Genomic DNA, 14578 nt, shown 5'->3' with positions numbered 1-14578 from the left:
TTTACTGCTGGAGCGGGCGACGAGAATCGAACTCGCGCTCTAAGCTTGGGAAGCTCATGTTCTACCATTAAACTACGCCCGCCTGATGAGCCGTCAGAGACCGCTCGATCCAGTGCCACTGTACCCCATCCGTGACTGCGATTGCACGAGGGATCCGGGGGCGCGGCGGAGCGGGGTGGGGGCGGGTCCGGAGGCGTACTGTGTGGGCCGCGTACGAGCGCTCCGGTGGGTGGGGTCGGGGGCGGCGAGCCACGGCGAGGAATGTCCGGAACATCCCCTAATGTGACGCTGTCCCGGGGCTCGGCCGCCGGGGCGCGTGAGTACGGGTGAGTACTGGGTTAGGGATGGGAAGGGGATCGATGGAGCAGCGCGCCGTCGTTCGTTGTGCCGAGGGGCACCTGTTCAGCACCACCACGTTCCCGATGCAGAACCTCGGTCCGGGCCGGCTCGGTCCCGGGCGGTTGATCCGCTGTCCGCAGTGCGGACGGCTGCGGAGTTCGGTGCTGGCCGACGTGCGGGAGCTGTCGGAGCCGCAACTGGCGCAGGCGATGCGGCTGGAGGCCGCGGAGTTCCTGGCCTGACGGTCGGCGGTAGGACCAGGAGGACGCAGTGGGGCCCCGGGCGGATTCGTCCGGGGCCCTTTCTTGCACGTAACCTCGAAGCGTGCTGCTCTCTGACAAGGACATCCGGACCGAAATCGACCTGGGCCGGGTCGTCATCGACCCGTTCGACCCGTCGATGATCCAGCCGTCGAGTATCGACGTGCGCCTCGACCGCTTCTTCCGCGTGTTCGAGAACCACAAGTACCCGCACATCGACCCCTCGGAGGAGCAGCCGGACCTGACCCGGCTGGTCGAGCCGGAGGGCGACGAGGCGTTCATCCTGCACCCGGGCGAGTTCGTGCTGGCCTCGACGTACGAGGTCATCTCGCTGCCCGAGGACGTGGCCTCCCGCCTGGAGGGCAAGTCGAGCCTGGGCCGGCTGGGCCTGCTCACCCACTCCACGGCCGGCTTCATCGACCCCGGCTTCAGCGGCCACGTGACGCTGGAGCTGTCGAACGTCGCGACGCTGCCGATCAAGCTGTACCCGGGCATGAAGATCGGGCAGCTCTGCCTGTTCCGCCTCTCCTCGCCGTCGGAGCACCCGTACGGCTCGGAGCGCTACGGCTCGCGCTACCAGGGTCAGCGCGGCCCGACGCCGTCCCGCTCGTACCTGAACTTCCACCGCAGCGCGGTCTGAGCACACGGCGAGGACCCAGCGGTCCTGGCGGTCCCAGCAGTCCCGACGGTCCCGGCGGACCTGCCGGACCTGCCGGACCCAGCAGAGCGCACGCAGGCCGGGCGGCCACCCCTCGGGCGAGGGGTGGCCGCCCGCGGCGTTCTCAGGCCCGCTTGGGGCTGGTGACGGCGACCAGCTCGGTGCCGTCCTCGGACAGCCGCAGCTCGGTGCGCAGCTCGGCCAGCTCGCCGAGGTGGTGCAGGTGGGTGCCGCCGCAGAAGATCTGCGCGCCGCCCTCGGGCAGCTCGCAGTGCCACTGGCGGCGGGCGGTGAGCTCGGGGCCGGGCACCTCGATGCGGACCGGGGCGTCGGCGGCGACCCAGGCGGCGAGCCGGGCGTTGACGTCCTCGGTGAGGGCGGGCAGGGCGTCGGCCAGGGCGGGGAACTCCTCGGTGGCGTCCGCCGTGAAGCCCTTCTTCTTCAGCGACTTGCCGAGCCGGTAGGTGTCGGTGCTGGCCTGGGTGTCCATGACCGAGCTCGCCATGGCGAGGCTGTCGAAGTCCGGGTTGCCGAAGGCGTCCGAGCGGCCCGGGTCCTTGCGCCAGCGCGGGGCGAGCGCGGCGTTGAGGGCGAGGGCGAGCAGGTGGCAGCCGCTGTGCGAGGCGCTGAGGGCGCCCCGGCGGTCGGCGTCGACGGCGAGCGCCGCGGTGCGGCCGACGATGTCACCGGGGTCGGTGTCGAGGACGTGCAGGACCAGCCAGGACCACTCCTCGTCGCCGCGCCGGACCGGGATGTCGGCGCCGACCAGCAGCGCGTCGTCGTCCGGGCCGACGGCGCCGGTCAGGCAGTCGACCACGGCCAGCTCGGTGCCGTCCACGGTCAGGGTGCCGAGGTCGGCCGGCTGGTCGGGCCAGGTGTGGTCGAGCGGGTGGAACGGGGTCGCGCCGGTCACGACGGCGTACCGGCCGTCGGCCAGCGGGTGCACCGCGAGCACCGGGGACTCGCCGGTCACCGCCCCGGCCGGGAAGCTGACGTGGGTGGTGGGGAGGGTCATGCCTGGCTCCGGTGGACGTGGGGCGAAGAGGGTGGACGGGCCCCGGCGCTCGGCCGCGGCCCGTCCACCATTCTGCCCTTCGCCGGTCAGCCCAGGGTCGGCAGCTTGATCAGCACCAGCAGGGCGAGCAGCTGCAGCGCCGCGGCGCCGGCCGCCTTGCCCCAGGGCAGGTCGTGCAGCCGACGGACCATAGCGGTCAGCAGGAACGCGCAGAGCGCCCAGGTCGCCCAGCCGACGACCTGGACGACGGCGCTGCCGGAGGGCAGCACCAGGGCGAGCAGCAGCCGGGGCGCGTCGGTCAGCCAGCCGATCAGCGCGGCCAGGCCGACCGTCGCCTTCCACGGGCCGTCGCCGCCGAGCTGGCGGGCCAGGGCGTAGGTGACCCCGCCGAAGACCGCGCCGGCCACGGTGAAGCCGATGGCGGCGGCGAGGATGCCGGTCAGCGCCACGGTGAAGGTGGAGTTGACGATGTCGTCGTGGGTCAGCCCGATGCCGAGCACCGCGAGCGCCCCGTACAGCAGGGAGACGGTGAGGGCGGGCAGCCAGACCTGGTGGTCGCGGGTGCGGTCGAACATCGCGGTCGGGCTGCGGAAGAGGCCGACGAACAGCTCGCGCCACTGCGGCCGGGGGCCGGTCGCCTGCGGGGCGGACTGGCCGCCGGCCCGGTAGACGGCGACGTTGTCCTGGCCGTACGGCGGCTGCTGCTGCTCGTACGCCTGGTGCTCGTACGGCGGCTGCTGCCCGTAGCCGTCGGGGCCGTAGCCGTCGGGGGCGTAGCCGTCGGGGGCGTAGCCGTCGGGCGGATACTGCCCGTACTGCCCCTGGTCCGGGCGGTGCCCCTGGTCGTAGTAGCCCTGGTGCGGCGGTTCCTGCCCGTACGGGCCGCCGCCCGCGTACGGGGCGCCCGTCGGGAAGGCGCGGGTGCTCCCGGGCCGGTCGGCCGCGTACGGGTCGTACCCGTCGTCGGCCGTGCCCCCCGGTCCACCTGCGGTTCCCGGGTGCGGAGCCGTGAAGTACTCCGGCCCGTCCGTCCGCCCGTGCCCCCCGGGCGCCCCCGCCGGCGGCGGTGGGGCCGACCACCCGCCGTGCGGACGGTCGGCGCCCTGACCGCTGTCGTATCGATTACCAGCCACGCTCTGAAGGTACCCGTCCGGCCCAACGCGCGTCGGCCCCGGACGGAGCCGGGGCCGGTTTGCAGCGAGGCTGAGACGAACGGGGCCGAAAGCCGCCCCCGCCCCACCGGTGGCCGGACAGCCGAGCGGTCGAGGGGCGGGGCTCCCGCGGAGCCGGTGCTACCGCTGCGCGGTGACCGACGGCCCGTGCACCGCCGCCGCCGCGCTGGTGCCGGCCGGGCAGCCGCCCGGGCCGGCCGAGGTGCGGACGGCGCCGACCGGCAGCAGGGTGCCGCAGGCGATCCGGATGCCGTTCGGCAGCTCGTTGTCCGATTCCACGATCGCGCCGTCGCCGATCACCGCGCCGTCCAGCGCCGAGCGGTCGCCGATGGTCGCGAAGGCGCCCACGATCGAGTCCTTGACCAGGGTGTCCGGGCCGATCACCGCGCCGGGCAGGATGACGCTGCCCTCGACGATCGCGCCGGCCTCGACCACCGCGTCCTCGGCGACCACGCTGCCGCCGCTGAGCACCGCGCCCGGGTGGACGGTGGCGCCGGGCAGCAGCAGGGCGTCGCCGGTCGGACCGGGGACGGCCGGGGAGTCGACCTTGCCGAGCACCAGGTCGGCCGAGCCGCGGACGAACGCGGCCGGGGTGCCGAGGTCCAGCCAGTACGAGGTGTCGACGACGCCGCGCAGCAGGGCGCCGGTGGCCAGCAGCTCGGGGAAGGTCTCGCGCTCGACGGACACCTCGCGGCCGACCGGGATGCGGTCGATCACGGACCGGGTGAAGACGTAGCAGCCGGCGTTGATCTGGTCGGTGACGATCTGCTCCGGGGTCTCCGGCTTCTCCAGGAACTCCAGCACCCGGCCGTTCTCGTCGGTCGGGACGAGGCCGAAGGCGCGCGGGTCCTCGACCCGGGTGAGGTGCAGGGTGACGTCGGCCCCGGCGGCCACGTGGCCGTCGCGCAGGGCGGCGATGTCCAGGCCGGAGAGGATGTCGCCGTTGAAGACCAGGACCGGCTCGTCGGGGCCGCAGGTCAGGCCGGAGGCGGCGTTGCGGATGGCCCCGCCGGTGCCCAGCGGTTCGCGCTCGGTCAGGTAGACCAGCTCGATGCCGTACGGCGTGCCGTCCTGGAAGTGGTCCTCGAACACCTCGGCCAGGTACGAGGTGGCCAGCACGACGCGGGTGACGCCGGCGGCCGCCGCACGGGCCAGCTGGTGCGCGATGAACGGGACGCCTGCCACCGGCAGCATGGGCTTGGGGGTGTGGGTGGTCAGCGGACGCAGTCGCGTGCCCTTACCACCGACCAGCATGATCGCCTCGGTCATGGTCTGCGCTGTTCCCCTTGTGGTCTCTGCGGCCCGGCCCGGCGGCCGGTGCCTCCGTCGGTGTTCTGGAGTCGGTGTTCTGGAATCGGTGTTCTGCAGTCGGTCTTCCGGACCCGTCCGGCCGGCGCGGGTCGGCACCCGTCCGGCCTTGTGTCCGGCGCGGGTCGACCGGCACGGAGCCGGTCCGGCGCCTACTGTATTTCCTTCCAACCGAATGCCCGTCCGGCGCCCGTGCGACGGAGATCACTCGCCGCCGCCGGCCGGTGTCGCCGCGCGCCTCCGCAACGACCCAAAAGCCCGGCCCGGTGGGCGCGTTGGCGGCGTCCACCGGGCCGGGCAGTTGTAGCAGAACTGTCGAACAGCGGGCTTTCGGCCGGTGAACGGCTAGGCGTCCACCGTCGCGGGCCGCTCCTCGGCCTCGGCCGGCGGGGTGGCCTTCACCGAGTCGAGCAGCAGCTGGGCCACGTCGACCACCTTCAGGTTCTCCTTGGCCGCGCCCTCGTTCTTCTTGCCGTTCACCGAGTCGGAGAGCATCACCAGGCAGAACGGGCAGGCGGTGGAGACGATGTCGGGGTTGAGCGACAGCGCCTCGTCCACGCGCTCGGTGTTGATCCGCTTGCCGATGCGCTCCTCCATCCACATCCGGGCACCGCCGGCGCCGCAGCAGAAGCCGCGCTCCTTGTGGCGGTGCATCTCCTGCTGGCGCAGACCCGGGACCTTGTCCATGATCTCGCGCGGCGGGCTGTAGACCTTGTTGTGGCGGCCCAGGTAGCAGGGGTCGTGGTAGGTGATCAGGCCCTCGACCGGGTTGACCGGGACGAGCTTGCCCTCGTCGATCAGGTGCTGCAGCAGCTGGGTGTGGTGGATCACCTCGAAGTGCCCGCCGAGCTGCGGGTACTCGTTGGCGATGGTGTTGAAGCAGTGCGGGCAGGTGGCCACGATCCGCTTGGTCGGGGCGTCCTCCAGCGCGGCGTTCAGCGTCTCGACGTTCTGCGCGCCGAGCATCTGGAAGAGGAACTCGTTGCCCAGGCGGCGCGGGGAGTCACCGGTGCAGGTCTCCTCCTTGCCGAGGATGGCGAACTTCACGCCCGCGGTGTGCAGCAGCTCGGCGAAGGCCTTGGTGGTCTTCTTGGCGCGGTCCTCCAGGGCGCCGGCGCAGCCGACCCAGTAGAGGTACTCGACCTCGGCGGGGTCGATGTCCTCGCCGATCACCGGCACCTCGATGCCGGTCTCCTTCTTGAGCTCCTTGACCCAGTCCAGGCGCGCCTTGGTGGCCAGGCCCCACGGGTTGCCCTTGTTCTCCAGGTTCTTGAGCATCGTCCCGGCCTCGGTCGGGAAGTTGCTCTCGATCATCACCTGGTAGCGGCGCATGTCGACGATGTGGTCGACGTGCTCGATGTCCACCGGGCACTGCTCGACGCAGGCGCCGCAGGTGGTGCAGGACCACAGGACGTCCGGGTCGATGACGCCGTTCTCCTCGGCGGTGCCGATCAGCGGGCGCTCGGCCTCGGCCAGGGCGGCCGCCGGGACGTCCTTCAGCTGCTCGGAGGTGGCCTGCTCGTTGCCCTCCATGTCCTTGCCGCCGCCGGCCAGCAGGTACGGGGCCTTGCCGTAGGCGTGCTCGCGCAGGCTCATGATCAGCAGCTTCGGCGAGAGCGGCTTGCCGGTGTTCCAGGCGGGGCACTGCGACTGGCAGCGGCCGCACTCGGTGCAGGTGGAGAAGTCGAGGATGCCCTTCCAGGAGAAGTGCTCGACCTGGGAGACGCCGAAGACGGCGTCGTCGGCCGGGTCCTCGAAGTCGATCGGCTGACCGTTGCTGGTCATCGGACGGAGCTCGCCGAGCGCGGTGCCGCCGTCCTCCTCGCGCTTGAAGTAGATGTTGAAGAAGCCGAGGAACCGGTGCCAGGCGACACCCATCGAGGGGTTGAGGCCGATGGTGGTCGCCCACGCGAACGAGATGCAGATCTTCAGCATCGCGAACAGGTAGATCAGGTTCTCCAGCGTGCCGTGCGACAGCCCGCTGAGGGCGGTGACGAGCGGGTACGAGACCAGGTGCTCCGGACCGTACGAGTCGACGCCGTTGAGGGCGCCCTCCAGCGCGCGCAGCATCAGGATGCAGAGGCCGATGCCGAGGATCGTGTACTCGACGTAGAAGGCCTGCCAGGCGATCGAGCCGGCGAAGCGGGACTTGCGGCCGGAGCGCGACGGCAGGCTCATCAGCCGGATCACGATCAGGACCAGGATGCCCAGCGTGGTCAGGGTGCCGACGAGCTCGACGAAGAGCTGCCAGATCATCCAGTGGCCGATGATCGGCAGCGCGAAGTCGGCGTCGAACAGCTGGCCGAAGGCGTTGACGATGGTCAGCACCAGGCTGAAGAAGCCGACGGCGACGAACCAGTGGGCGATGCCCACGATCCCCCAGCGGTTCATCCTGGTGTGACCGACGAATTCGGTCGCGACGGTCTTCACCCGCTGGGCGGGCTGCCCGAAGCGGGTGGAGTCCTGCGCACCTGTGCGCACCACCTTGTAGATGTACAGCGCCGCACGGGCGGCGAGCGCGGTGCCGATCACGAACGTGACCAGCGAGATGACGATCGCTGCTAGCTGCATCGGCTCTCCGTCTCCTGCGGCTTTGCGGTTGAGCAGTCTCTGTGTTCCACGGTTGTCGGCTTCGATTGTACTGGTGGGTAACTTGCCGGGCCGACGGCCCGGACATTACCGGTCGCTAACACTTCTCCAGAAGATTCCCAAGCTATGGCGGCAGTCACGCGGTCGCAGCCGCGCCACGACGGGGCCCCGCCCGCCGTCCGGGCGGACCGGCACTCCACCGGCCCGGACCGGCCCCTCAACGGCCCCGCCGCGCGGTGACGCTCAGCAAAGTTGAGCGACGCCCGCTCATAGCTGTTGACGCTGCCCGCCGGGTCATGCATCCTTGAGCCTGTAAAGCTCAACTCTTCCGTGGAGGTATCTACGATGGCACGCGCGGTCGGCATCGACCTCGGCACGACGAACTCGGTCGTCAGCGTTCTGGAGGGTGGCGAGCCCACCGTCATCACGAACGCCGAGGGCGCTCGGACCACGCCGTCCGTCGTCGCCTTCGCCAAGAACGGCGAGGTCCTGGTCGGCGAGGTGGCCAAGCGCCAGGCGGTCACCAACGTCGACCGCACCATCCGCTCGGTCAAGCGCCACATGGGCACCGGGTGGAAGATCAACATCGACGGCAAGGACTTCAACCCGCAGCAGATCTCGGCCTTCGTGCTGCAGAAGCTGAAGCGCGACGCCGAGGCGTACCTGGGCGAGACCGTCACCGACGCCGTCATCACCGTCCCGGCGTACTTCAACGACTCCGAGCGCCAGGCCACCAAGGAGGCCGGTGAGATCGCGGGCCTCAACGTCCTGCGCATCGTCAACGAGCCGACCGCGGCCGCCCTCGCGTACGGCCTCGACAAGGACGACCAGACGATCCTGGTCTTCGACCTCGGCGGCGGCACCTTCGACGTCTCCCTCCTGGAGATCGGCGACGGGGTCGTCGAGGTGAAGGCCACCAACGGTGACAACCACCTCGGTGGTGACGACTGGGACCAGCGCGTCGTCGACCACCTGGTCAAGGTCTTCCAGTCCGGCCACGGCGTCGACCTGTCCAAGGACAAGATGGCCCTGCAGCGTCTGCGCGAGGCCGCCGAGAAGGCCAAGATCGAGCTGTCCTCGTCCTCCGAGACCTCGATCAACCTGCCGTACATCACGGCCTCCGCCGAGGGCCCGCTGCACCTGGACGAGAAGCTCACCCGGGCCCAGTTCCAGCAGCTGACCACGGACCTGCTGGAGCGCTGCAAGGTCCCGTTCCACAACGTCATCAAGGACGCCGGCATCTCGCTCTCCGAGATCGACCACGTCGTCCTCGTCGGCGGCTCGACCCGCATGCCGGCCGTCGCCGAGCTCGTCAAGGAGCTGACCGGCGGCCAGGACGCCAACAAGGGCGTCAACCCGGACGAGGTCGTCGCCATCGGCGCCGCGCTCCAGGCCGGTGTCCTCAAGGGCGAGGTCAAGGACGTCCTCCTGCTGGACGTCACCCCGCTGTCCCTCGGCATCGAGACCAAGGGCGGCATCATGACCAAGCTGATCGAGCGCAACACCACGATCCCGACCAAGCGCTCCGAGATCTTCACCACGGCCGAGGACAACCAGCCGTCCGTGCAGATCCAGGTCTACCAGGGCGAGCGCGAGATCGCCGCGTACAACAAGAAGCTCGGCATGTTCGAGCTGACCGGCCTCCCGCCGGCGCCGCGCGGCCTGCCGCAGATCGAGGTCACCTTCGACATCGACGCCAACGGCATCATGCACGTCGGCGCGAAGGACCTCGGCACCGGCAAGGAGCAGAAGATGACCGTCACCGGCGGCTCCTCGCTGCCGAAGGACGAGGTCGACCGCATGCGCCGCGAGGCCGAGCAGTACGCGGAGGACGACCACAAGCGCCGCGAGGCCGTCGAGACCCGCAACTCCGCCGAGCAGCTCGTCTACTCGACCGAGAAGTTCATCGCGGACAACTCCGACAAGCTCCCGGCCGACGTCAAGACCGAGGTCGAGACCGCCATCGGCGAGCTCAAGGAGGCCCTGAAGGGCGAGGACATCGCGAAGATCCGCGAGGCCTCGGAGAAGGTCTCCACCACCGCGCAGAAGCTCGGCCAGGCGCTCTACGCCAACGCCGACGCCACCGCCGGTGCCGCCGGTGCCGGTGACTCCGCCCAGGCCAAGGCCGAGGACGACGTCGTCGACGCCGAGATCGTGGACGACGAGAAGCCCAAGGGCGGTGCGTCGGCATGACGGACAAGCCGCAGGGCGGCAAGCCCGGCGACGACTCCGCCGCCGAGGAGGCCGTGATCAAGGCCGCCGAGGAAGCCGCGGCGGCCGGTGCCGCCGAGGGCGCCTCGGAGGAGCTCGCCACCGCCAAGCGCGAACTGGCCGAGCGCACCGGTGACCTGCAGCGTCTGCAGGCCGAGTACCAGAACTACCGCAAGCGGGTCGAGCGCGACCGGCTGACCGTCCGCGAGATCGCGGTCTCCAACATCCTGGAGTCCCTGATCCCGGTCCTGGACGACATCGGCCGCGCCCGCGAGCACGGCGAGGTCACCGGCGGCTTCAAGTCCGTCTCCGACTCGCTGGAGACGGTCGTCGCCAAGCTGGGCCTGCAGCAGTTCGGCAAGGAGGGCGAGCCCTTCGACCCGACCATGCACGAGGCGCTGATGCACAGCTACTCCTCGGACGTCACCGAGGACACCTGCGTCCAGATCCTCCAGCCCGGTTACCGCATCGGCGAGCGGATCATCCGCCCGGCGATGGTCGCCGTCGCGGAGCCCCAGCCGGGCAGCCAGACGGCCGCCGACACCGACGCCAAGTCGGGCGACGCGGACAAGTCCGACGGTGGCTCGGACAGCTGACAACCTGTGACAGCTGACAACCAGTGCGCTGCGGAGTCGTGCGCCGGCCAGTACGGCGGCCGGCTCCGCAGCGCGCTGTCAACGGCGTTGCGTTCTGCTGCTGTTGACAGCACAGTGACGATGGACTCGGGAGGTGGCTCAAGCCGTGAGCGGTAAGGACTACGTGGAGAAGGACTACTACAAGGTCCTCGGCGTGCCCAAGGACGCCACCGCCACCGAGATCAAGAAGACCTACCGCAAGCTCGCGCGCGAGTTCCACCCCGACGCCAACAAGGGTGACAGCAAGGCCGAGGAGCGGTTCAAGGACATCTCCGAGGCGTACGACGTCCTCTCCGACGAGAAGCGCCGCAAGGAGTACGACGAGGCCCGCAGCCTCTTCGCCAACGGCGGCTTCCGGGCCGGCGGCGGCCCCGGCGGCACCGGCAGCTACAGCTTCGACTTCGGCGACCTCTTCAGCGGCAGCCAGGGCGGCGGCGCCGCCGGCGGCGGGCTCGGCGACGTCTTCGGCGGCCTGTTCAACCGCGGCGGCGGCACCCGGCAGGCCCAGCCGCGGCGCGGCGCCGACGTCGAGACCGAGGTGACCCTCTCCTTCGAGGAGGCGGTCGACGGCGCGACCGTCCCGCTGCGGATGACCAGCCAGGCCCCCTGCCGCACCTGCAACGGCACCGGCGCCAAGTCCGGCACCACCCCGCGGGTCTGTCCCACCTGCGTCGGCGCGGGCACCGTCAGCCGCGGCCAGGGCGCCTTCGCGCTCTCCGAGCCGTGCAAGGACTGCCGCGGCCGGGGCATGATCGTCGACGACCCGTGCACCGACTGCCACGGCAGCGGCCGGGCCAGCTCGGCCCGCACCATGCAGGTCCGCATCCCGGCCGGCGTCCACGCCGACCAGCGGATCCGGCTCAAGGGCAAGGGCGCCCAGGGCGAACGCGGCGGCCAGCCCGGCGACCTCTACGTCACCGTGCACGTCGACCCGCACCCGGTCTTCGGGCGCAAGGGCGACAACCTCACCGTGACCGTCCCGGTCACCTTCCCCGAGGCGGCCCTCGGCGCCACCATCGAAGTACCCACCCTCGGCGGGCCCTCCGTGAAGCTCAAGCTGCCCCCGGGCAGCGCCAACGGCCTCACCATGCGCGCCCGCGGGAAGGGCGCCACCCGCAAGGACGGCACCCGCGGCGACCTCCTCGTCACCGTCGAGGTCGTGGTCCCCCAGCACGTCAGCGGCGACGCGCTGGACGCCCTGGAGCAGTACCGCGAGGCCACCGCCTCCGACGATCCGCGAGCAGCCCTCTTCCGGGCGGCGAAGGGAGCGTGACGACCAGATGTCCCCGATGAATCCGATCAACCCGGTCAACCCCGGTGGCTCGATCGGCCCCGGCGTCGGCGAAGGCCTGCCCGGGGACGGCACCCGCCGCACCCGCCGGGCCCCCTCGGCCGCACCGCCGTACGTCCTCACCGAGGACACCCCGGTGTACGTCATCTCCGTGGCCGCCGAACTGTCCGGCCTGCACCCGCAGACCCTGCGCCAGTACGACCGCCTCGGCCTGGTCTGCCCCGACCGCACCGCCGGCCGCGGCCGCCGCTACTCGGCCCGCGACATCCAGCAGCTGCGCGAGGTCCAGCGGCTCTCCCAGGACGAAGGCATCAACCTGGCGGGCATCAAGCGGATCATCGAGCTGGAGAACCAGGTCACCGCCCTGCAGTCCCGCGTCGCGGAACTGGTCGACTCCCTGGAAGGCGCCGCAACCGCCCTCCAGCAGCGCGAGGCCGCCGTCCACGCCTCCTACCGCCGCGACCTCGTCCCGTACCAGCCGCCCACCCCCCAGTCCAGCGCCCTCGTCGTCTGGCGCCCCAAGCGCTGACCGACGGCCCCGCCCGGACACCGCCGCCGGCCCCCTCCTGTTCGGGGGGTGCCGGCGGCAACGCGTTGGTGAGAGAGTGCGGTCACAAAGCCTCTCCAGAGGACACACCAGGTCTGGCATGCTGTCGATTCAGCGTCGGTGCTGATGGGACACAGGTATCAGGTGACGGCAAGGAGTCGCGGATGAGTGAACGAGAGCAGCCCCTTGCCGCCGGCTTGACCGTCCTTTCGGCAGAAGCCCGCGAGCTGTATCTCGCCGTCATCCGAGGTGACGGCAGGCTGCCGTTGGGCTCCAATGTCGATCAGGACGGTGCTGCCCGGGACGAACTGGTCAGGATTGGCCTTCTCGTGCCCGACAGCGATGACCCGTCCATATTCGTGGCCGCCGACCCGACACAGCTCTCGACAAGTCTCAGTCATTCCTGGCAGCGCCAGGCGCTGGAGCTCCTGTCTCGCGCCGTATCTCTCCCCTCCGAACTTCAGGAGCTGGCCCGGGAATTCCACACCCCGAAGCAGCGCGGAGGGTCGATCGAGTATGTGCAGGGAAAGGCCCTGATTCGTCAGAGACTGGAACAGTTCAGAGAATCCGGACTGGAGGAGGCTTTGGCGCTCCAGCCCGGGGGGCCGCGGCTTCCGGAACTGCTCGCCGGAATGATCGAACACGACCTGGAAACGCTTCGCAGTGGCACGGAGATGCGGACGATCTACCATGCCAGCACGCGGTACCACCAGCCGACCAGGGATTACGTGGCCACGCTTGCCCGAGCCGGCGGCCAGTACCGCACCCTCGACGAGCCCTATAACCGGCTCATCGTGATGAATCGACGGGTCGCCGTCATTCCGATCGTCGATGACATGAGCCTGGCCGCCTTCATATACGACCCGGCAGTCGTCAACTACCTCGCCGAGGAGGTGTTCGAGCGATGCTGGAGCCGGGCGCTGGAATTCGAGGGCGCCCGCACGGTGCCGCAACAGGTGGTGTCACGCCTGCGCCAGACGATCATTGACCAGATGCTTGAGGGTACGAACCACCGGGTCATCGCAAGACGCCTGGGGATCAGCGAGCGGACACTCGCGAGGCATATTGCCGAGATGCGCGACGACTACAAGGTCGACTCGCTGTTCCAACTCGGTTACGTCATCGGCCGAAAGTCCCAGGAACCTGCCGAATGACCGCCATGCCAATTTCAGGCCAGGATTGGTAAGGCTATTCAAGAGCTCCGGCAGGCGACCGAGTGCTCACATGCCGAGCTCACTGCCAGGAAATGTCGTCCGCGACGGTCACGGCAGCCCGGGCAGCGCTCGCACCATGCGAGTCGACAGCATCCGTGAGAGAGCCGGCGCCAACCACAGCAGCGGCAAAAGCCAACGAAAGCACAACCTTGCGGACAAACCGGCGCATGTCAGTCACGCCCCCACTCTCTCTGTCGAGAACCGCCACTAGAAGCGTCGAACAGGATAACGGCTGACCTAGTTCCACGCGAGAGGCAGGCCACTGTCTGCAGCTTGCGGACTGTGCGTCATCTCCCTGCCAGGCATCCAGATGACACTGGGCAACCCTGGACGCGGCGCTGCCCCGCGATGGACGATCAGTTCGCTCCCAATGGTCCGGCAAGCCGCCACACCTTGCCAATGTACCGTCAAATTATCCAGTCGTTCACCACCATCATCACCGCACAGAGCAGCCCACATCCAACGCATCGCCGACGCGCACTCTCCCGATCGGCCTTTCCCCGGAGTCGACATGACCGAGCCCTACCTGCGTCACCACGACAGCCAGGCCCCCGAGGGCCGGCGTGCACGTGTGTTCCTGGCCGCGCCGCTGATGCGGCTCACCGGCCCGGCGGACAGCGTGGTGACGCTCGCCAGCCGGACGCGGCTGACGACGCTCCGCACCACGCTGCTCCGCAGCGGTGCCGCCGTGTACAGCGCGCACCACAGCGATGCCTGGACCATCTCCGGCCGCGCCCCGGAGCCCCGCGTTCCGTCCGACTTCCGCGCCCTGCAGTCCGCGGACCTGGTGTTCGCCTACGTGGGAGCGCCGCTCTCGGCCGGCGTGAGCCTGGAGCTGGGCTGGGCGTCGGCGCTGCGGAAGCCGATCGTCCTCCTCGTCGACGAGGCCATCACCCACAACCCGCTGATCGCCACCATCGAGCAGGTCGCCCCCGTCCTGCCGCTGGTCTTCGACGACACCTGGTCGCAGGAGGCCCTCAACCACACGGTCGAGACCGCCCTCGACTGGGCCGGCATGGCGCTCTCCCTGCGCGAGGGCTTCTGGACCGCCCCCGGCGAGCAGTTCAACGTCCCCCGGCAGCAGCCCCCGGTCCCCGGCTACTGGCCGACCGGCGCCGCCACCGGCTGAGCAGCGCTCACGCAGCCGGGCGGCGTGACCCTCGACCCTCCGCTCGCTCAGGCCCATCGGCACCGTCGGCACCATCGCAGGATCCGCCACCACGGCGGCGACCCCGTTGCCAGGGGTCGCCGGGATCAGCGCGACGGTGCGACCGAAAACCCGGGCCCGACGCGGCAACAGGAGGGCGCCGACCGGTGGATCCTGCTCGGCCGGGAAGTC

The 14578-nt window shown here is 70.3% G+C and carries 11 protein-coding genes, 1 tRNA gene and 1 pseudogene; 8 read left to right on the top strand and 5 right to left on the bottom strand.

The window, feature by feature from the left end; genetic code table 11:
* Positions 1 to 8: 8 nt before the first annotated feature.
* Positions 9 to 82: transfer RNA gene (locus tag ABT048_RS03635), tRNA-Gly, on the bottom strand.
* Positions 83 to 359: 277 nt separating this feature from the next.
* On the opposite strand from ABT048_RS03635, the gene ABT048_RS03630 reads away from it, so the two are divergent.
* Positions 360 to 581: a hypothetical protein gene (locus ABT048_RS03630; protein ID WP_030056617.1), complete on the top strand. Its 222-nt coding sequence runs from the start codon at positions 360 to 362 to the stop codon at positions 579 to 581.
* 82 nt (positions 582 to 663) lie between these two features.
* Positions 664 to 1239 carry a dCTP deaminase gene (dcd, locus tag ABT048_RS03625; RefSeq protein ID WP_350519663.1) on the top strand — a complete coding sequence of 192 codons (576 nt, stop codon included), beginning with the start codon at positions 664 to 666 and terminating at the stop codon, positions 1237 to 1239.
* Positions 1240 to 1381: 142 nt separating this feature from the next.
* On the opposite strand, the gene ABT048_RS03620 is transcribed toward dcd, so the two are convergent.
* The 4 genes and pseudogenes from ABT048_RS03620 to ABT048_RS03605 all read right to left on the bottom strand — a co-directional run bounded on the left by ABT048_RS03620 (position 1382) and on the right by ABT048_RS03605 (position 7323).
* Positions 1382 to 2272: an alanyl-tRNA editing protein gene (locus tag ABT048_RS03620; RefSeq protein ID WP_350519662.1), complete on the bottom strand. Its 891-nt coding sequence runs from the start codon at positions 2270 to 2272 to the stop codon at positions 1382 to 1384.
* 86 nt (positions 2273 to 2358) lie between these two features.
* Positions 2359 to 3405: a Yip1 family protein gene (locus tag ABT048_RS03615; protein WP_350519661.1), complete on the bottom strand. Its 1047-nt coding sequence runs from the start codon at positions 3403 to 3405 to the stop codon at positions 2359 to 2361.
* A 234-nt stretch (positions 3406 to 3639) separates the two neighbouring features.
* Positions 3640 to 4713, bottom strand: a pseudogene (gene manB / locus ABT048_RS03610) (mannose-1-phosphate guanylyltransferase); the annotation flags it as partial.
* Positions 4714 to 5097: 384 nt separating this feature from the next.
* Positions 5098 to 7323: a (Fe-S)-binding protein gene (locus tag ABT048_RS03605; protein WP_350519660.1), complete on the bottom strand. Its 2226-nt coding sequence runs from the start codon at positions 7321 to 7323 to the stop codon at positions 5098 to 5100.
* A gap of 363 nt (positions 7324 to 7686) precedes the next feature.
* On the opposite strand from ABT048_RS03605, the gene dnaK reads away from it, so the two are divergent.
* From dnaK to ABT048_RS03575, 6 genes are all read left to right on the top strand, one after another.
* Entirely contained in the window at positions 7687 to 9534 is a 1848-nt protein-coding gene (gene dnaK / locus ABT048_RS03600) for a molecular chaperone DnaK (RefSeq protein ID WP_350519659.1), read from the top strand.
* The gene (grpE, locus tag ABT048_RS03595; RefSeq protein WP_350519658.1) at positions 9531 to 10148 is read left to right on the top strand and encodes a nucleotide exchange factor GrpE; all 618 of its coding nucleotides are present in this window, start codon (positions 9531 to 9533) and stop codon (positions 10146 to 10148) included. Before dnaK ends, grpE begins: the two co-directional genes overlap by 4 nt.
* Positions 10149 to 10293: 145 nt before the next feature.
* Positions 10294 to 11460 carry a molecular chaperone DnaJ gene (gene dnaJ / locus ABT048_RS03590; RefSeq protein WP_350519657.1) on the top strand — a complete coding sequence of 389 codons (1167 nt, stop codon included), beginning with the start codon at positions 10294 to 10296 and terminating at the stop codon, positions 11458 to 11460.
* A gap of 16 nt (positions 11461 to 11476) precedes the next feature.
* The gene (locus ABT048_RS03585; RefSeq protein WP_502893965.1) at positions 11477 to 12007 is read left to right on the top strand and encodes a heat shock protein transcriptional repressor HspR; all 531 of its coding nucleotides are present in this window, start codon (positions 11477 to 11479) and stop codon (positions 12005 to 12007) included.
* A gap of 182 nt (positions 12008 to 12189) precedes the next feature.
* Positions 12190 to 13179: a helix-turn-helix domain-containing protein gene (locus ABT048_RS03580; RefSeq protein WP_350519655.1), complete on the top strand. Its 990-nt coding sequence runs from the start codon at positions 12190 to 12192 to the stop codon at positions 13177 to 13179.
* A gap of 571 nt (positions 13180 to 13750) precedes the next feature.
* Positions 13751 to 14368: a TIR domain-containing protein gene (locus tag ABT048_RS03575; RefSeq protein WP_051709310.1), complete on the top strand. Its 618-nt coding sequence runs from the start codon at positions 13751 to 13753 to the stop codon at positions 14366 to 14368.
* The last annotated feature ends 210 nt before the right edge of the window (positions 14369 to 14578 follow it).

The organism is Kitasatospora sp. NPDC096140, from assembly GCF_040303045.1.
Lineage (GTDB): Bacteria > Actinomycetota > Actinomycetes > Streptomycetales > Streptomycetaceae > Kitasatospora.
This window is presented reverse-complemented; position numbering and strand designations above follow the sequence as displayed.